Below are 18,929 nucleotides of genomic sequence, written 5' to 3' on the forward strand. Positions count from 1 at the left end.
TGCTGCATTGGAGAACCCCCCAAGGACCAAAAACATAACAATTGAAATAATCCACGACTGGTAAAAATTTGGCACAACCTTTGTAAATATATTGATATCGGTGTCAATACGGAGAAGAACTTATGAAGAAGCAACTACTTATCCTAACTACTCTTTTGACAGTGTCTAATTTTTCGACACTTGCAAGCGAATGTTTATATCAAAATGGAAAAGTTGAAATCAATGAGTCAGTTCTTGAAAACTTAAAACTAGTTGAGATCGCAACTGCTAAATTTAGTAGAAATGATAATCTTTATATTAACAGTGCAACAGGAATTCACCTTGAAGATAAAAGAGTTCAAAGAACAAGTAAATCTCCAAAATTTTTAGATGCTGTTGGTAGATTAACGGTGACCTTTGTCGATAATACTATTGGATACTGTACAGCAAATCTAACCGATACAACTCCAGGTAGAGCATCCAGAACTCTTACGACCGCTAAGCACTGCCTAACTAATAAAAGATCTGGGGCAAAATTAAAGTCAATGAAATGGGAAACAAAGTTAAAGGACGGATCAGTAATATCAATGCCAGCAACAGTTGAAATGTCAGATAAAAGTTCGGACACTGCTTTACTTTCACTTCCAATAGTAATCCCGTTTTCAAAAATCAAACCACTTCTTTTAGAATCTGAATATTACTTCACACCAATTGATATCCAGTCTTATTCAAAGAATACTATTGCTGCAGGCTTCTCAGCTGATAAGGAAATTGGTGAAGGTGGAAAGAAAATGACTTATACAGATAATCTTCAAAATAAAAATTTAAGAAATATTGGTAACAGTAGATATCTTTTGAACACTTTTAATTATGAAGGCGGAAGTGGCGGTGCGCTAATTGCTGATGCCGACATGTCGGAAGAAGATATTGATAATCCTTATAATCAGAAATATCTGATTGGTATAGCAAGTTCTATTTTGGATAGTGAATATATTACTGCAAGAAGTTCTAATGGTGCACTTGGTTCCAATACTACAGTATACATAGATTATACTCGTTTTTTTATAGATGACGGCCATAAAATGTTCGACCGTATCAACGAGTAAACTTTAGACAAAAGAGTATTTAAAAAGAAGTGCCAAAGAAACAAGTCTTTATTGCTGTGTCGATACACATGGAAAACAAGCTAAAAATATAATCAATAATATTCTTGAATATAAAATACGAACCACGACTATGTTTTCATTCAATATTATATCCTCCCAAAGTTTAAACATCTTCTTAAAGATTATTTTGAAATGAAGGAAGTGATAAACAAGAAGTTTGATGATAATGATGTGAATTTGTGGGAAGAACAAGTCCCCCCGAGGCACCAGTTATTCAAAGATTACCTTTCTTCAAAAGCAGACAACGCTCTCTCAGCACTAACGTTTTTCGTTCGCCTCAAAAAAATCTGGCTCCACTCTGTAAGAAAAGTACTGATAAATAGGTTGGTGTTAGAAAACAAACACCCCTTGTAAAAAACTCTTCGCGTAACAAAACAGTCATTATTGATGGCAATATAAAAGTATATTGAACTAGAGAACTATTACTAAATGAACAAGGATATTACTCATGAGAAAATTACTAATTGGATTAACACTCTTAATGTCTTTCTCTTCTTTTGGAAGTCAAATAAAGTATTACGTAACAGAAATTGATGATACTAACGTAGTGCTACCTGTAAAATATGATTCACAAGTGGAATACGAATCAGGGCTCAGAATAGGTCGTATTGTATTTGATAATCAAAAATCACTATTTGATTATCAAAGAAATAAAGTAGTATTAAATCATCGAAATGGTTTAGCTAATTTCTGTTTTGAGTATACTATTTATCAAGGTGTATTAGTTAAAAAGAAAAAAATTGATTCTAACTCTTGTGATCAAATTGACATAATAAACCTTGTTCAAAAAGTCGATATAGAAGAACAGCTTCGATTAAAAGATTCTAAGTCATTGTACACCATTGCAGAAAGAAGAGGCCTTGCCAATATCTGTTTTGGTAAAATTAAATATAATGGCCTAACTGTTGCTAACGTCAGACTTCCAGATAACTCATGTAAATAGTACTAGTTACTTAACCAATTTCCGGTCTACAAAAATAAGAATCTAAATTCGGGCCCGTCTACTACGACGGGCTTTGTTATTCCTTGTAAACTGTTAACATCCTAAAGTATTCACCATATTTAGTTAGTCCTTTTTTATGAGGATCTAATACTTTACTGGCCATACCATTAACCGTAAATCCGTGGTCTGCTAAAGCTAGAATTGAGAGAAGAATTATTCCCTTGAATAAGTCTCAAACATGATCTCTTGATCTCCCCATTAATATTGTAATTCTTAGCCTTAATTGTTCGCGATGTATCCGAATACTAGAGAGCTTTGATTGATCATTCTTTTGACAGGTCTTAGCTTGTTAAACAGATTGAGAAGGCCAAACTCTACTATCTGCTTCTAAATTGATTGACCACATTGGCACATTTATTGCTCCTAAACAATTATATATCTAGTCAATGTAAGTACGAACAAGATTTCAGTAAAAATATTAGTTAAAAAAAATGGATAAATTAAAATGAGAAAAATAGTATTTGGATTAACACTTTTGGCGTCAATATCTACTCCTGATGCCGCGCCAGAAGGAACTCTTGATATCGGAGAATAAATAAACCTCTAAAGAATGAACTTAGACTGGATGAAAAGGCTCAGATTTAAAATAACGGCCTAACCTAATGTCTAATCCAACAAATATTTAACGAATCTACTTCCTGAGGAGGGACAAAATGAAAAGCCTACTTGTTTTATTACTTATGATTACATCTACAATCACCTTTGCCGGTGAAAGAAATGAACTAAAGATCACTGGCATTGATGACGCAAGTACTATTACAGTAAAAGATGGCTGCTCAATGAAAGTTGAAAGACGATTCTGGTTTGACGATGAAAAGAAAGTTGACTGCCATGGATTAATTCTCAAGAAAGTTGTTGGTACAAATATTATGGAAAAAGAAATTGAGATTGAAAGTGTTTTAATTTTTCCAATTAAAGATCTTCAAGATGCCAAAGATATAACTGAAGCTATTAAATACCAAATGAACGGAGATATCCCTTCTGGACTTACCCTAGACCTTTCTAGCCTAAGATACTATAGCGAGCCCCTAAAGCTATCTGATTTCACAACTGATGAAAGAGATAATTTAGAAGTTATTCTTGGTGGAATTACACTTAGATACAAACTGGTTAAAGAGTTTAGCTCTAATAAAACATACACGAGAAACAGAACAATAAACGCAGGTTTAAACTAGGCTGCATTTTATCAATATATTTCAAAGTATCGAAAAAATAGATTGGTGTTAGAAAGCTAACACCACTTGTAATGTTTTCTTCGAGAAAAAAATAGTCATTATTGATGGCAATATATGAGTATATTGAATTAGAAAACCATTAGGTAAATGAACGGAGAATATTATGAAAAAACTATTAATTGGATTAACACTTTTAACTTCAATGTCATCTTTTGCAAATACCGTAAAAGATTTAACATGGAGCTTTGCTACTTATACTAATGTGATTGAAAATGACTCTAATCGCTTTGGTAGGATAATCGTTACAGGATACAATATTGTTGAGGATTTGGCTAATATTAGATGCATAAAGAAAACAGAATTTGATTACTCAAAAGAAGGTGCCTACATGACAAGTGAACACAATTCTGAGCATAAGACAATAAAGATTGAGGCACTTGACTACAATGGGGAAATCCAAAATTCTGTAGTGATACTACAGGCAGGAGAGGATGAGTATACTACTGGAGAAATTGTAGCCTCAGTTCTTTCCTTAGGTTTTGCTGATGATTACATCAGAGGAAACAAGTTAAATAAAAGAGCTATTGGGTATATGAATGATTATCTTTCTAGTTTAAATTCACAGGTGCCAAGCTGTTCAAATTAAATTACTAGTAACTCGACCAATCACTGGTCGATAAAAATAAGAATTTGAACTAAGGCCCGTCTTCTACGACGGGCCTTGATATTTCTTGTAACAAGTTAGCATTCTAGAGTATTAACGATTGGAGCTTTTTTGAAAGATTAGTTCGAAATTGACTCAATGCAGGCCCTCTGCCCACCCGGAATATAATCGAGTCTATCCCCCTGTTCATTATGAACATAGCCAGCGCTACAGTAATAACGTCCCTTGATCGCCTCTAAGCAAGCATTTTGCCCACCTGAAATATAATCAAGTCTATTGCCTTGGGCATCGTTAACATGACCAGAGTTGCAATAGTAACGTCCCTTGACTGCCTTTAAACAAGCTTCTTGGCCACCAGAGATATAATCGAGCCTATTGCCTTGTTTATTCTTAAGATAACCAGCATTACAGTAAAAACGGCCTTTGATCGCCTTTATACAGGCATTTTGACCACCAGAAATATAGTCGAGATTTTTTCCCTGATCATCGTTAACTGTTCCAGAGTTACAGTAAAACCGCCCCTTGATTGCCTTTAAACAAGCAGCTTGACCGCCTGAAATATAATCGAGTCTATTGTCCTGTCCATTCTTAATATAACCGGCCTTGCAATAAAGCTTTGTTTCAAATTCTTCTGCGAAAGAAAGGCTCGTAAGAAATCCGCTCGTCACTAAAAAAATAATAATGTTCTTCATATTTATCCCCTATCTATCCCTGTTTGGAAAACTTACGTTTCATAACATAGTAAGCATATAAAAACGCATAAAATAAACTTACATTCGATCTCCATTGGATCGCTCAGTCATGGGGAAAGTAATAACTGATTGTCTAAAGAATCGAAAATATGGATTGGTGTTAGAAAATTAACACCCCCTTATAAGTATTCCTACAAAGAACAAAATAGTCGTTATTGATGTCAAAATATGAAGTTATTAAGACACAAGAACAATTAGGTATATCGATGAAAAAACATGAAGGAAGAATTCTTTTTAAATTGCAAGCTTCAATACTTGCTTTGTTTTTCTTTATGAGTGGTTCAATTCATGCTCTAGAGTTCAATTGGTTTAACGATGATAAAGAAGTAGAGATGATATCTTCTGATTTAGAATTTCTCTACTCTCTTAAATTTTCTAAAACCAACCTTTTGCATAATAAAGTTTTTGGAGAAGGTAATAAAAATACGTACAAAGAGTTCTTTGAAGAGCGTATTAATACCATTCGAAAATCAAATACAATGGCGAATATGTATGCATTTAATGTTGATGGATACAGAGACACGATTGCAGTAACCAATAATTTTTTTAAACTTCCAAGGCTTCTAAGAATTGCCATATTGATTCACGAAGCTCGTCATAGTGAAGAAACGGGTAATCATTGGCACCATGCTGATTGTCCTATTCCTCATTTGGACGATCACGGAAAACCGTTTGTAAGTGATATAGACGGAGGCGTTCTACTTTCAGGGAAAAGACAAGCCTGCGATTCTAGCCGACTGGGTTCATACGGAATTGTTTCAATCATGATGAAAAACATATCTGAAAATTGTGAGAACTGTAATTTAGAAATGAAAGAACAGGCCCATAAAATCTACCAAGATATAAAAAAAAGAATCATTTCTCCTTTAGAGAGAAGAATGATCGAAAATAACGAATAAACTAACAAGCGAATATAGAAACATTATTTCAATAAGGAGAATCCCAATGAAGCGAATCTTATTCTTAGCCTTGATTTTAACTGCGACAAGTTCATTTGGCGCTAACTGTCGTGATACATACTTGTCCGAGAGAAAGGTCGTTCAATTAATTGACGAGGAATATGGAGATGGAGCAGCTAACCACTGTCAATTTTCAAAAGTTTGGGGCGTGAGTTCTGATTACTTATTTGGACGCGTTGACTGCTCTTTTAATGGTCGCGATTATGTTGCCTACATCTTCGGTGAAGATACTGGAGGTTTTTTCAGTAAGCCGAAGTGTGACATCTACATAGATTACTAATTCACTATAAATACAGAAGCGAGTAACAAAGGAAAAGAAATGAAATATACATTTGATAGAAGCATTGTTGAGCCGTATTTAAATAGCAAGTAACAAGAATAGGAATCCCTTCTGGGAATTAAAAAATTAAAATATAAAGGCCTTCTCAATGAAGGCCTTTTTTATGTTTTAAATTAAGGAGTTCCTCTTGAAGAACCTGGCTCCAACAGTAAGCGATCATCATGTAATTTATTTCTACATTCCTGAACAAAAATAAAGAGATGATCTTCATCCAGCAAAAACTTTTCTAACTCTAACTCAGAAATTTCGTAAAATTCAGTATATTCCACTCTACCGTTAAACACCGGAAAAGTTATATATAATTTTTGCGTTTCGATTTCTTTCTCTATAGAAAATCTTTGTCCTCTATAAACTTTTATATCTTCAAATTTCACAATTTCTCCCACTTACAAATTCAGCTCTGATGCGATCCAACCGAGACCTTCATCCATAATATCAAGATCGATCACGGCCTCATTTCCGCCTTGAGGTAACTTCCCACCAGGCAACCAAAGATCAATGGCCCCTGCTTCATTGCCAGAAGGAATACGTAAATTAAATTCTCTCGGATTAGCAATGTCAACTCGAACCAACTCTTCGACATCGAGTTGTCCTGGTCTTAGTCCTAGAGCATCTTCTAAAACTCTTTTATTCCCATTGGCCTTTTTAAGCAAATCATCTGCTTCAGTTTTGGGCATAATAAACGATGTTCCATCGATCTGAGAAGGTCCATATCTATCTAGATTTTTTTTACTCATAAATCGTGTGGCACCATCATCAAATTGTTTTAGATGTTTTGAAATATATTCTTCACTTAAGTACGTTTTAGGATCAGGACGATTTTTATTTCCTGCCTTAATGATTTCGCTATACTTTTTCTTGCCAATAACATCGGCAACGCTCTTTGCTCTTTCTTTTCCTTTATTTCCAAATTTTTCCAAAAACTGCTGAGATTTTTTAGTCTTTTCTAAGTTTTGAGTATCAGTGATTTTTTCATAGAGACGTGAAATTCCATTTCCAGCAACAGTTGATCCATGTGATGCCATGGCAACTCCTGCGACGACTCCAGAGATACCAACCGGCACTCCTGCTCCACTTAAGCCCCCCGAAGGAATCGTTCCAACAGCTGAAGCGACTGTTAATGTTCCTCCTCCTGCACTTAGACTCAAACCAGCGAAAAATTCGGCAACTCCAGCAAGAACAGAAAGACTATCGCCTACAACCTCTCCTACAAAACATGCTCTTGAATCACAATTTGATTCAAGGGGATAAAGAAAGCTAACGGGATTAATATTGTTAGCAAAAGATACTGCAAGACCCTTTTGAAAATCATTAGAAATACTAAGAAGATTAATCGCCTTAGCAAATAAATCGACATTCTTTGTAATGGATGCTGAAGCAAGAAATTCTAGCCCATCAAGGGAATCTTTTGAAAGTTCATTTTTTGATCCCTGACGCATTTCGATTGCATTTTTAGCGAGTTCTGCTCTGTAAAAAGATTCATTCTTTGATAGTTGTGATCGATTTATTTTGAAAGCTTCACGGTAAATCTTTAAAGAATTAAGATCTCCATTTCTAATATCAAACTCTACATCTTGATTAATTGCTTCTGAATAAAATTTAGGTCTAAAGATATCTTCAGACAGCCTCTTTTTGAACGTATTAAACTTTAAATTTTGTTCCTTTAAAAAGAGATTTGTCTCAAGAGAATGCTCATAACTGAATTCAAATTTTATATTAGCACTGACTCGATTACCTAATTGACGAGTAATTCTTTTTGCTAATTCTTGATTAACTTCGTTGACACTGGTGTTCATAACCTCAGCTTTTAAAAGACTTTCCTTCGCTGCATTAATCACCTGAAGTTGTTCAGCATTATAATCGCTAGGAGAAACGGTATCTCCTGACTCATTTTTTAAACTCAATTCATTATTTTGATTACTCCCTAAAAGAACAATCATTCCATTAATTTCCAATCTGAATACATTTTCTGCAAATCCATTGAATGAAATAAAAAAGAGAAGTAGCAGAAGCTTTTTCATAGCTGGATCTCCTTGAGGATCATTTCATAATTCTCTAAATACTGCTTCTCTTCAGAAATAAGTTGATCATGTGACTTTCTATAACTTGTAAGTAGTAATTTCATCGAATCGATAACGACAACACGTTCACCATCGTCCTCCAAAATAAAATACTTCATCAAAAGATCATTAAACTTCGATTTCAATTGTTTTAAGCTATCTAGTGAATTTAAGATGTCCATGACATAACCGTAGCGATTATAATTCGAAGAAATCTCTTCTTTGGCCAATTGATAAATCACGCTTTCAATATTGCTAATGTAATCGAGATACTGATCGTCGATACTTCGCCATTTATCTTGATAAGTATCATAACCTTGGCTAGCGAGAAGCCACTTTGAAAGAATATTCATTTTCAAGAATTTGCGATAGTTTTCTTTGTTGTCATAAATATTCGAATCAAGAAGATTTTCATAATTAAAATCAGATCCAAAGGATTGAAATAGGTTTTGAGCTTCCACCTTTAACTCGTCTACATTTTTAGTCGAAATAAGGATTTGAGTATACGAAAGGGCCTCTTTTAAGACTTCACATTGATTTAGATAATGCTTTTTAATATTGATTTCAAAATGCAACGTATCGAAGAGATCAGAATTAGCCTCCGCAATTGCCTTCATTTCTTTAATTTGATCGGCCATATCGAGAATTCCCCAGACAACTTCGATGGCAATGAAGGATGCGATACTTCCGATGACATTCCAAGGAGGTGGAGCATATTTTAAAATCGCTGCAGAAACAGTAGTAGAAATAGCATGGCGCTTTTCAGCTTCATTTCGCTCTTGTGGTGTAATGTTATCCACTCCGACATTCACTTGAGTCACTTCTGAGCCTGTGAAAGTGATGCCTCCACTTATCATGAAATCGACACCATTTTTGAGTTTAGACGTATCGATACTCAACTCTTGAATATTGTTTAATGAAGTCATGAACATATAATATTTTTCTTGTGAACAGACATCACTACTTTTGAGAGAAGTAAAAATATTCTTATAAGATTGCTTTACATCAACTCCTAATTCTAAAAAGAGTGACTTCTTATTCCTTATATCCACTAATAAATTAACGAGATCCTTGGACTTTTCACTCTCCGATTTATCAGAATAGAGAAAATCAAAGAATTGATCATCTATCTGACTAAAATTTTGATTCGAATTAATCAGACCATCTTGAAGTAAACGAGCACTTACACGAGAATCAATTAGACGGGAGAACTCATTTAAAACGATGACATTTCCTATCTTTTTTTGAATTGTTTCAATTTTAGATATTTGTTTACGGATTTGTCCCTCGACGTCCGCGTATGCAAAGCGACAAATTAAACTCATAAAAATAAAAATTTTGAAAATCTTATTCATTACGAAGCTCCTTAACTAATTCATCATAGCTACTAATGAATTCATCGATTGTGGCAAAGGTTTTTCCTCCAACTACAATTCTTTTAAAATCGGAGTCTTCAAAGTGCTTGCGGTAATAATGAGATACGTTCAGTAACATACTCTCTATATTGACACGATATATAGCTTCAAGCTCTGCAAGTAGATTAACTCTTAGTTCTACATAGTTATCAAATTTTGGAACTTCATCATAAAAACGTTCGTACTCTAAGTCATAGACACGTAGTGCATTCACAAGATCTCGATGATCTTCCACAATATTTTTTAGACTAGAGGTTAAAATAAAATCATTAGTCCTTATGTCGTTCATTTTTCTAATAAGAGCTTCAAATTTAGAACTAAAAATCTTGGCCGAAGAAGTTATATTTGAAAGATAATATGAGCTTAGAAACGTTGGAGGTCTTATTAGCTCATGAGATTGTTCGAATAACTCCGATTCTTTTTTTAATAGTATTGAATAGTAAACTCTAAGAAGTTTCTTTGTATCTTCATCAAGGCGAGTGACGGCTGTACGGTTTTCTATTTCTTCTATTTTTTTAATTAAAAAATCGAAAACATCAAAGAGATACAGAACTCCTCGTCGTCTTAAGATATCAATATAGAGAAGTTGATCTATTTGATGCCCATCATAGTCGATATAATTAGTCATCATCGAATAAGATTCTTTCAAAATCTCATAAGAATAATAGAATTTAATTCTATCCAATAAATTCGCAAAAAGCTGATATCTTTCAAAGTCTCTATTTTGATGGTTAAAAGAAATACTCTTTTTAATTCTCAAATTTGCAGCATCAAGTTCTTCAAAGAAATCTTTGATTTTATATACATGAATACTCGAAAGAAAGTGCTTTACATAGGCTGTATTGAGCATACAACTAGCACCTACTAAAGACTTTTCAATTTTTTCATGTGTTGCAAAAATATCAGAAATTTTCTTATTATCGAGCGTACTTAGACATTCATTTGCCGATATAAAATCAACTTTAAAATTAAAGTCTAAATCTAGTTCAGCACTTGAAGTAGATTCATATTTAAAGTTCAATTTTACTAATTGGTCGATATTTTCAACAGATGCATTGATAATAAAATACATTTCATTTGAATAGGTAACACGACTGTAGGTATAGAAGTCGACTTCTTCAAGAAAATCGTCTTTATAGTCAGACTGGGATAATGAGTACGAAAAAGGTTTATTACTAAACTTATCATCCGTTTTCACACGAATAAGCCAAACCCCCTTCGGTACTGAAAAACTAGCATTCCCACTTAGTACAGTTGAAGAGTTTGCTAAACTTACCTTGCGATAACGATATGTACAATGGCTATCCTGTAAGTTTTGAGTGTCAGAAAATTTTGATTTGGATGAGAGAAAAGACAACTTGAAGCTATCTTCACTTGTCTGACTATTCCACTGAATATTCTTTCTTAAATAAGTTTTCCCATGAGCAGAATAAACTTGCTGATAATCCCCCGATTCTCCACTGTATTTTGAGCTTAGAGAATCAACTGACGTGCTACTATCTCCATCTGAAAAGATGCAGTAGCTTTTTTTAACTGTTGTTACATCCAAGCTTGCGACATCTAGTTTAGATGAGACATTGATATCCGTTTGGGCATAGACCAAAGCAGATACAGTGAATAAAAGAAGTGTATTCAATTCTTTCATAAATCCTCTATATTTTTTAGTTTCAATAATTTTTCGAGATGATTACGTAATAAACTCTCAAGAGGAAAAAGTAACAAGAGATCCTTATTATCATTGATCTCAGCAACGCTTTTTTCAAGGTCTTCAATTTCTTCTATTGTTCTCTCTAGTGAATTCTTCTTTATGAGATAGGCCATTTCTCTTATTGAAGATTTGACCTGAATAATTGAGTCATAAAGAAATACAATATCAATATTATTTTTAATATCGTTTTGTAGGGAGTTAATAAATTTTAGATAGAGGATTTTAATTTTGTTCTTATTTTCTCTCTGATAATCCATTAAAAATTGATTAAATTTCTCATTTACAGTGACCATATTTAGTAAAGAATGTTCAAGCTTTCCATTATCAACTTCATCTTTAACTTTTATAGAGCAGTCATCAGTATAATTAGACATAATCAATTGATCGGCCTTTCTAATATTTTTTGCCCACGTGCGAACATCTTCTTTAGAAACCTTCACATTTTCAAAATAGTAGAATTCTAGATTGGAAGCTTGCAAGGCCCAATCAAAAGTAGAAATTGATTTAGGTAATGATATGAGATTCAGTAGATAATCATTTTTTAAATTAATACCCTCACTAAGGGTATTATTTTCATCTACCGCGTCACACAAAGAGATTGTTGAATTCAGCTTTAAATTAAAATCAATTCTCTCACTAGTTTGTTGGTCAACTTGCTCTACTAAATGTGGATTATCTTCGCGATCGACACCACAAGAGCTCAACACAAATAAAATAAATAATAGATAAAGAGATCTCATGGATGATCTCCATTTACTTTTAAAAGAAGCTCTTCAATTCTTTCTTTATATATTCCAACAAAGCTATAAGACTGAGATAGGAGCAGTACTCTTTCAAGCTTTTGCTGATCTTTTATAATACTCGCTGCAAATTCATTTGTTATATTATTTGTCAGTAAATACAGTCTCAAATCTTTATAAAACTTCGAATAGCCTAATTTAAAATCGACTCTCGAAAGTCTTTCGATGACACTCACGATTTCACGATCTAGCTTTCCTTCAAATTCGAGCTTTAAAATTTCATCAAATAATAGTACGGCTAATTCATCCTCTAGATGATCTTTGGGTTTGAGAGGAATAAGCTCTAATAAAAACTTAACTTGCTCTCCCCAAACCTTTGTCTTTTTGACCAATGAAACTTGGTCTTTTGAACTTTTGGAACGGAAATGTAATAGCCATTCAATCCCTGCATTATTAGCAGACAGCTTTTTAACATCGACTTTAATTGCTATATCCCTGTCATTAAGTCGTCTTATATTTAAGTAGTCACAGATGAATAAATCGCACTTTACATCTTGTAGAACACTCATATGCTTCCAACTCAAATCAGCATAAAACTTCATTAATCGTGGAGCTGTAACAATTTGTTCCTCTTCAATATTTCTTATTACAAATTGTTGTTTGTGTGTTTGAATCTCCTCTCTAAAAACAGATGGATCAACTTCCCAAAATATGATTTCGTGCCCTTTTCCTTTATCACTTAGTTCAGTTAAAGGCACACTACCAGTATGGTTAAAACTCCCATAAACTTTATAATTTAAGTTCTTACCAACAACATGAATATCGATTGACTTCACTGTTTCATTGATATTTAAACCTCGTGAAGTATATAAATTACCAATTGCTCTAACTTCCACAAGTCTTGGTCTTTGTTGAAAATTAAAACGATATTTAAGACCATTTTTAAGCTTTACAACTTTTTTCCTACTCTTTGTATATTGCCTTATCTTATGTTTTACATCAGCATTGAAATTAAAAAGTTGTTGTGTATATCCGAGTCCATAATTATTTAAAGATTCCCAATTTTTTCTAGCGCCTTCAATTAAACGATTATCAAAAGCCGCATCAGAAAATTCTGAACTCAAATCAAATTCAATATTTTTAGATTTTAGAAACTCAACATTTCGATGATCATTATTAAATGGAATGTACTTAATTCTAAACTCATCAATATTCTTCAATAGAGAATGGGCGATCAAAACATCTTCTCTACTCGGTAAAGTCGAAATTTTAGTCTTTATGATTTGTGATACTTCATTCGGACAACTCAGCAGAGAATAGGACAAGAGGTTTACGTTATTTTTATCAACGTATTCAAAATTGATATGGGAGTCAGTTTTGATATAATTTAAAAAGCTTCGATAGAGATACTTTATTTTATTCTCATCCTTTACACCAAGTTCTCCTAAATCAAAGTAGATTCCTTGATCATATTTTGTAACAGGACAGATGTTTCTCATCATAAAAACAAGAGGATGAATTCCTTCTTTAGAACCGACTTCATTCACTTTAAAACCAATCATTTGAACCAGATTTTTAAAGGTATAATCGACTCTCTTCTTATACTCTTCACTATTATAATTTCCAGGTGCCCAACCCAAATCATTTGTGAATCTGACTAACAAATTATCATAGTGATGAGAGGTAAAATTTGAGTTTTCGTAGGTAAATCTCCCTTCACTATAATCAGAGAAAATGGTCTCCATTTCCAGAAGAGATGATCTTGATGCGGGATAAAAACGTTCAGTGCTATTATCTTCTGACTTCGAGGAAAATCCATTATCAACGAGAATTCGAAAAAATTGATAATCGTTATTCCAACCCTTTATCAGTAGCTGATTTAATGTATTCCCTTTACTGTCTCTTATGTCTTTATCAAGTCCGTACTTAATTAGAATCTTTAAATACTTTCCTTTAGCAATTTGGCCAAAGTCTGTGACAAAACCGATTGCAGCTGTTGGCACTTGCTCGATTGTTTGATCTCGAAAGAAATCATCATTTGCAGTCATTTCATTTGGATTAGCTCCATTCTTTAATAGAACTTCTAGTGTTTGCGATGCTTTCTCAACCACCAAAGCATACCATTTAGCATAGTCTGAACCTTGATTTAGTCTTGGACCACAATTAGTGTATTGGATAACCTTCAAGAGAGAGGCATTCTTGGCATATCCAAAGTTTGCTGACTTAAAGCCATCTTTTGTTACATATGTATTGATGTTGGCCCCTTGATCGATAAGAGACTGAACAAGCTCTGGCTGACATTGCATCACGGCCTTTGAAAGTTCATTATCAAGATGCTCTTGATTAGCGCCATATGTGCTGAAACTTGCTAAAAATGCTACTGTACTTGCTATAAATAAATTTCTCATGACGAAATTCTAGCATCGTCAAAAAATCGAATTGTTACGATTGTATTTTCTACACTGAGCATTCAAAAAGTAGTCAAAACTGCTACATTTTACGCAATGAATCACAAGCTTTTACAGTTCTTATTTATTTCTCTTATTTCGCTCCAATGCTTTGGAAGTGAATTCAAATGCTTACTAACGAATGGTAAAGAAACGAATACTATTACTGTAGAATTGGGCCCTGAGAACCTCTTTAGTAAAATGCTCAAATTGAGCGAAAAGCCTGAAGATTTTATCGATGATTTGTCATTTTCTTGCCCCGGTATCAATAAAACGACGATGAAATACAATATCATTATACGCTACAATGGTGTCTTTATCGATTTGACTCTCGATTATAAAGATCCCTATTTTGACTACATCGACTACGACTTACTTAATTTAAATGACATTGATCTTTTTCTTCGCTTTGAAGACTTAAATACAATCTCATATATCTTTTCAAAACTTCTCGACTTTAATAGATATGAGATTGTTATAAATTCAATTCTAAGAAACCCATCCTTAGTAGAAGATCACTCTATAAAATTGAAACTCATCTCAATCCCTATAATGGCCTATAAGCAAAACTCACAAGGGCAAGCTAGTCTTTTAAAAGAAGGACTAGTAAAACACCAACTCCTCTCATCAGAGCAGTTGCTTGTCATTGATCTTATCATTGGTAAGGCCTCTGTTTCAGAATTTAGAGAATTACAAAGAATTCTATCAGAGCAACCCGATCTTAAAGCTCTCGTTAATTCGCTTCAAAATATTTTTCCAGATGATGCGATCCTCTTAGGATTAACTTCACTATAGCAATTTCATGTATTTTTAACCCACTCACTCTAAAATTATTTAACAATGTGATATGAAAGGTGGGTAATCAATTCACGATTCAAAAAGGAGTTCAATATATGAAAACATTAATGACAACAATTCTACTTCTTAGTGCAAGTCTTTCATCTGCGAGCATGTATCAAACTGTTGATCGACTAGTGAATCAGACGAAAGAAAGGCTATCTGGAAAATGCGAAAGTGTTGATCTTAAATTGGCCGAGTTTAAAGTTGGTCTTGCCAGTCCACAAGATATTGCAGCGGCGCTTGACTGTAGTTTAGATGAAGTATTAACAGGAAGACGAGTTCTTTGTGCAACAAGACTAGCACTCAAAAAAGAAAATCTCGCTCTAAAGGAGCAGATGTACGATATGGGTATGGGTGATGTGACAAAGAAAGAGCTTGAAACTCTTCAAAAAGGGCTTCAAGAACTAGAAGACTCTTGCAACTAATTTTTATATAAAAAAGGTCTACTTCTTGTAGGCCTTTTCTTTGCACTCATAAAAAAAAGAAAACATTTAAAAACTTCTTAAACATTATTCAATAAATTCAACAACTTTGGACATAAAACCTTTTGATTAACTTTAAAAAATGATTAATCTATAATTATGTTCTTTTTCTTCTTAATAGCCCTTTTCTTCACAGATAACTCTTATAGCAGTACTTGCGAATTTCAAGAGATAAGAAATTTTAAAACAGCTAAATTTTGTCTTCAAAATACAAAAAGAGACTTCTCAAAAAGTGCCTCCAAGAAAGAAGTTATTAAGAGCACAATTACTCCCTCTGAATTTCATGCTCTCGAAAGATATATTGACCCAGATGGCATGTATATCAACAAGGTTCTGTGGAATGACTTGAAAATGAACCAAATAGAGAAAAAAAGATATGACCTCCTTAAAAGTGCTTTAAGCAAACTTCCCTCATCACGACGACTTCTCAACAGGGGAACAAGACTTTCAAAGTCACTTCTAGCACAATATAAAAAAGGAAAAACTTTTTTATGGAAAGGTTTTACAAGTACCTCGGCTTTTCATAATCTATACTTTGTAGAAAACGTACACTTTATCATTAAGGCATACAACGCCAAAGAAGTATGGCCTATTTCAATTCATAAAGAAGAGTATGAATTTCTACTTACAAGCTTTACTAACTTTAAAGTCTTAGATGTTAATAGAAATGAAAAATATACAGAAATCCTGGTTGAAGAAATTCTTACCAAAAACAACTAAGAGTTCATTAACAACTCTTCCTCTCACTCTTTTAATCTCTTGTTCAACTTCTACAAAAAATACCACTCACCCATACACATCCTTTGAAAATTATACAGATCCTCTGGCATCTAATTTCATACAATCTGATGATCGATTTAAGTCATGCCTTTGGAATCATCAATGGCAATGTGAGTTTACAAATAGTCCAAAAGAAAAAGAAGGATATTTTGAAACAATTCACAATTTAGAAAATGGTAGCAGAGATAGAATAAAAGCCTGTGGTTTGAATGGGACAATTGATCAAAGAATAAAAGATTGTGCGACTTCGAACAAAAAGCTCTCTCACTTTGAAAGTCAGAAACTAAAAATCACATGGAAATTAGTTAGTGTCATTAAAGCAAACCAGCAATACGAAGTCTGGATCGATACAGCGACCAATCTACTTTGGAGCGACAGAACAGATAAAAAATATAATTGGTATCGAGCAACTGGTTATGCGAAAAATAAAGATCAATCAATCCTAGAGACTCAGTTTATAGCGGAGCCTGGCTATAGGGACAATGAGACCCCCTACAAAGTGGGTATTGCTCTCCAACCAAAAAATCCTATTTCAGTTTGTCATGACCATAAAGAGCTAACAAAGGTGACTCCCTACCAATATAAACAATCAGATGAAGCTCATGATTCGAATGAAAGATATGCCTTTAAAGGCTATCTCGAAAATGAACGGGTTCAATGGAAAGTTCCTTCTCGAATCGATTGGATGATTGCAGAAACACACGGAATCAGAAAAGTACTTCCACGCATTGATTATAAAATGTGGTCTACAACTTCTGGATCAGACTATAGAAATAGTGTTTGGCTCTACGATGGTAAATTTGGGGTATTCGATGGTAGTGATCGTCAGATCTCACAATATGTAAGATGTATTGGAAAAAGAAATGATATTCAATAAGCTTGATAAATCGATCACAGAAAAACAATATGATCTTTGTATTATTGGTGCTGGTCCAAGTGGAATAACTCTTGCCCTTGATATATCACGAAGATCATCTCTAAATGTACTACTGCTTGAAGCAGGAGATCTCAACTTCTCCGACAGCTCACAAGACTTTTATAAGCCACATCACTTTGAATGCAAATCCAATAATGAACTTGTAAAAGTGGCAGATAAATACCTCTCTCGTTCAAGAATGAGAACAATGGGCGGGACCTCTACGATATGGGATGGATGGGTAAAACCCCTCGATTCAATTGATTTTAAAGGCCATTGGCCTATTTCAAAGAAGGATCTTGATCCCTATTATAGTGCTGTTTCCCCTCTGTTAGGCTTAAGTGATCGCAAACCATTTGATAAAATTTTCAACACGACTTCACTGAGAGATACAACTCTAGAAATTACAAAGAGAGCAAACTTTAAAGAAGTTTTTCTGAAAGACTTAGCAAAAGAAAAGGGAATTGATCTCTATCTAAATACGGCCATAACAAATTGCTCAATAACTAAGAAGACTATTACTTCTATTGATGTAACAAATGGATCTAGTACCTATCAGATTAAAGCAAAGCATATCGTACTTGCAGCAGGTGGTATCGAATCAACTCGAATTCTTCTCAATTGGAACAAAGAACACAATATTTCAAACACCCATTTAGGAAAATACTTTCATGAGCATCTCATTATCCCCTTAGAGAAATCACTCTATTTATATAATGATTTTACGAAAAAGCCTCTTCTATCGGAGAGCTTTAAAAGAGGTTTTTCGCTCAAAGAAAAAATAATGATCGATAATCAATTGCTGAACTTCAGTATTTATATTGATAATCTTTCTTCTAATCAAAAAGAAGCTCCCACAAATAAAGCGAAAGAAGGCAAGCTCTATGATGCACTTCTCTTTCTTGAAATGACACCAGTTCAGGAATCATCAATCACGCTCTCAAAGCTAAAAGACAAATTTTCATTAAATAAAATCAACCTAAACTGGAAAATTTCTGAAAATGACTTTTCATCTATTCCTTTTATATTAAAGCATGTTGATACTCATTTAAATTTAAACAAAATTGGAAAATTGCGCCAAGAACTACCATCAGATTATAATCGTTCCATTCTATGGGAGGCCCATCACCATATGGGAACAACAAGATTGGGTAAAAGTAAAAAAGAAGGTGTCGTCGATAAAAACTTGAGGAGCTTCGACTATGAGAATCTATATATTCTTAGCTCATCTGTGTATCCATACTCTGGATATTCGAATCCAACAATGACTCTACTCGCCCTTTCAATAAGGCTTTCAAACTATCTTAGGAATTTATCATGAAAACAAGAAGAACTTTCCTTTCAATACTATTCGTTATGATTGGCCGTGGAACACAAGCAAAAAAAAGAAAAGAAATCGATTCGAATAAAGTTATTGAAGATTATCAGCTTGGAAAATTAAAGTATCTTTCAGGCTGGAGTTATAGTGAAGAAGAAAAGAGGCCCTCTAAATAAGAAGGCCAC

The 18,929-nt window shown here is 33.7% G+C and carries 19 protein-coding genes; 12 read left to right on the top strand and 7 right to left on the bottom strand.

All coding sequences use genetic code 11. The annotated features are described in order from the left end of the window. The first annotated feature begins 122 nt into the window (after positions 1 to 122). The 4 genes from HBN50_RS13545 to HBN50_RS13560 all read left to right on the top strand — a co-directional run bounded on the left by HBN50_RS13545 (position 123) and on the right by HBN50_RS13560 (position 3,969). The gene (locus HBN50_RS13545) at positions 123 to 1,085 is read left to right on the top strand and encodes a hypothetical protein (RefSeq protein ID WP_273870882.1); all 963 of its coding nucleotides are present in this window, start codon (positions 123 to 125) and stop codon (positions 1,083 to 1,085) included. Between the two features lie 508 nt (positions 1,086 to 1,593). Beyond that, complete coding sequence (locus tag HBN50_RS13550; protein WP_273870883.1) at positions 1,594 to 2,088, top strand: hypothetical protein; 495 nt, start codon at positions 1,594 to 1,596, stop codon at positions 2,086 to 2,088. Between the two features lie 713 nt (positions 2,089 to 2,801). Beyond that, the gene (locus HBN50_RS13555) at positions 2,802 to 3,323 is read left to right on the top strand and encodes a hypothetical protein (RefSeq protein ID WP_273870885.1); all 522 of its coding nucleotides are present in this window, start codon (positions 2,802 to 2,804) and stop codon (positions 3,321 to 3,323) included. Positions 3,324 to 3,486: 163 nt separating this feature from the next. Continuing rightward, positions 3,487 to 3,969: a hypothetical protein gene (locus HBN50_RS13560; RefSeq protein WP_273870886.1), complete on the top strand. Its 483-nt coding sequence runs from the start codon at positions 3,487 to 3,489 to the stop codon at positions 3,967 to 3,969. A 137-nt stretch (positions 3,970 to 4,106) separates the two neighbouring features. On the opposite strand, the gene HBN50_RS13565 is transcribed toward HBN50_RS13560, so the two are convergent. Then, entirely contained in the window at positions 4,107 to 4,679 is a 573-nt protein-coding gene (locus HBN50_RS13565) for a hypothetical protein (protein WP_273870887.1), read from the bottom strand. A gap of 266 nt (positions 4,680 to 4,945) precedes the next feature. Between HBN50_RS13565 and HBN50_RS13570 the strand changes: the two genes are divergently transcribed. Next, positions 4,946 to 5,638, top strand: coding sequence for a hypothetical protein (locus HBN50_RS13570; protein WP_273870888.1), 693 nt, complete (start codon positions 4,946 to 4,948; stop codon positions 5,636 to 5,638). A 46-nt stretch (positions 5,639 to 5,684) separates the two neighbouring features. Further along, positions 5,685 to 5,978, top strand: coding sequence for a hypothetical protein (locus HBN50_RS13575; RefSeq protein WP_273870889.1), 294 nt, complete (start codon positions 5,685 to 5,687; stop codon positions 5,976 to 5,978). Between the two features lie 173 nt (positions 5,979 to 6,151). Here HBN50_RS13575 and HBN50_RS13580 read toward each other — a convergent pair whose 3' ends face one another. Genes HBN50_RS13580 through HBN50_RS13605 form a run of 6 tightly spaced genes read right to left on the bottom strand, consistent with a single transcriptional unit; the run spans position 6,152 to position 14,369 of the window. Next, positions 6,152 to 6,412 (bottom strand): hypothetical protein, encoded by a 261-nt coding sequence (locus tag HBN50_RS13580; RefSeq protein ID WP_273870891.1) that lies wholly within the window; start codon positions 6,410 to 6,412, stop codon positions 6,152 to 6,154. A 12-nt stretch (positions 6,413 to 6,424) separates the two neighbouring features. Further along, complete coding sequence (locus HBN50_RS13585; RefSeq protein WP_273870893.1) at positions 6,425 to 8,059, bottom strand: hypothetical protein; 1,635 nt, start codon at positions 8,057 to 8,059, stop codon at positions 6,425 to 6,427. After that, a complete protein-coding gene (locus HBN50_RS13590) occupies positions 8,056 to 9,453 on the bottom strand; it encodes a hypothetical protein (RefSeq protein ID WP_273870894.1) in 1,398 nt (465 codons plus the stop codon). Before HBN50_RS13590 ends, HBN50_RS13585 begins: the two co-directional genes overlap by 4 nt. Then, entirely contained in the window at positions 9,446 to 11,158 is a 1,713-nt protein-coding gene (locus HBN50_RS13595; protein WP_273870895.1) for a hypothetical protein, read from the bottom strand. Before HBN50_RS13595 ends, HBN50_RS13590 begins: the two co-directional genes overlap by 8 nt. Continuing rightward, positions 11,155 to 11,961 carry a hypothetical protein gene (locus HBN50_RS13600; RefSeq protein ID WP_273870897.1) on the bottom strand — a complete coding sequence of 269 codons (807 nt, stop codon included), beginning with the start codon at positions 11,959 to 11,961 and terminating at the stop codon, positions 11,155 to 11,157. The genes HBN50_RS13595 and HBN50_RS13600 overlap by 4 nt, the downstream gene beginning before the upstream one ends. After that, positions 11,958 to 14,369, bottom strand: coding sequence for a hypothetical protein (locus tag HBN50_RS13605; protein WP_273870898.1), 2,412 nt, complete (start codon positions 14,367 to 14,369; stop codon positions 11,958 to 11,960). Before HBN50_RS13605 ends, HBN50_RS13600 begins: the two co-directional genes overlap by 4 nt. A gap of 96 nt (positions 14,370 to 14,465) precedes the next feature. Between HBN50_RS13605 and HBN50_RS13610 the strand changes: the two genes are divergently transcribed. The 6 genes from HBN50_RS13610 to HBN50_RS13635 all read left to right on the top strand — a co-directional run bounded on the left by HBN50_RS13610 (position 14,466) and on the right by HBN50_RS13635 (position 18,920). Beyond that, on the top strand, positions 14,466 to 15,203 hold the full coding sequence (locus HBN50_RS13610; protein WP_273870900.1) for a hypothetical protein: 738 nt from the start codon (positions 14,466 to 14,468) through the stop codon (positions 15,201 to 15,203). Between the two features lie 98 nt (positions 15,204 to 15,301). Then, positions 15,302 to 15,673, top strand: coding sequence for a hypothetical protein (locus tag HBN50_RS13615; RefSeq protein ID WP_273870901.1), 372 nt, complete (start codon positions 15,302 to 15,304; stop codon positions 15,671 to 15,673). Between the two features lie 156 nt (positions 15,674 to 15,829). Next, on the top strand, positions 15,830 to 16,450 hold the full coding sequence (locus HBN50_RS13620; RefSeq protein ID WP_273870902.1) for an ADP-ribosyltransferase domain-containing protein: 621 nt from the start codon (positions 15,830 to 15,832) through the stop codon (positions 16,448 to 16,450). After that, positions 16,422 to 17,387, top strand: coding sequence for a hypothetical protein (locus HBN50_RS13625; RefSeq protein ID WP_273870904.1), 966 nt, complete (start codon positions 16,422 to 16,424; stop codon positions 17,385 to 17,387). Before HBN50_RS13620 ends, HBN50_RS13625 begins: the two co-directional genes overlap by 29 nt. Continuing rightward, entirely contained in the window at positions 17,374 to 18,747 is a 1,374-nt protein-coding gene (locus tag HBN50_RS13630) for a GMC oxidoreductase (protein WP_273870905.1), read from the top strand. Before HBN50_RS13625 ends, HBN50_RS13630 begins: the two co-directional genes overlap by 14 nt. Next, a complete protein-coding gene (locus HBN50_RS13635) occupies positions 18,744 to 18,920 on the top strand; it encodes a hypothetical protein (RefSeq protein ID WP_273870907.1) in 177 nt (58 codons plus the stop codon). The genes HBN50_RS13630 and HBN50_RS13635 overlap by 4 nt, the downstream gene beginning before the upstream one ends. Positions 18,921 to 18,929 lie beyond the last annotated feature (9 nt).

Source organism: Halobacteriovorax sp. GB3 (genome assembly GCF_028649655.1).
In the GTDB taxonomy this organism is placed as follows: domain Bacteria; phylum Bdellovibrionota; class Bacteriovoracia; order Bacteriovoracales; family Bacteriovoracaceae; genus BSW11-IV.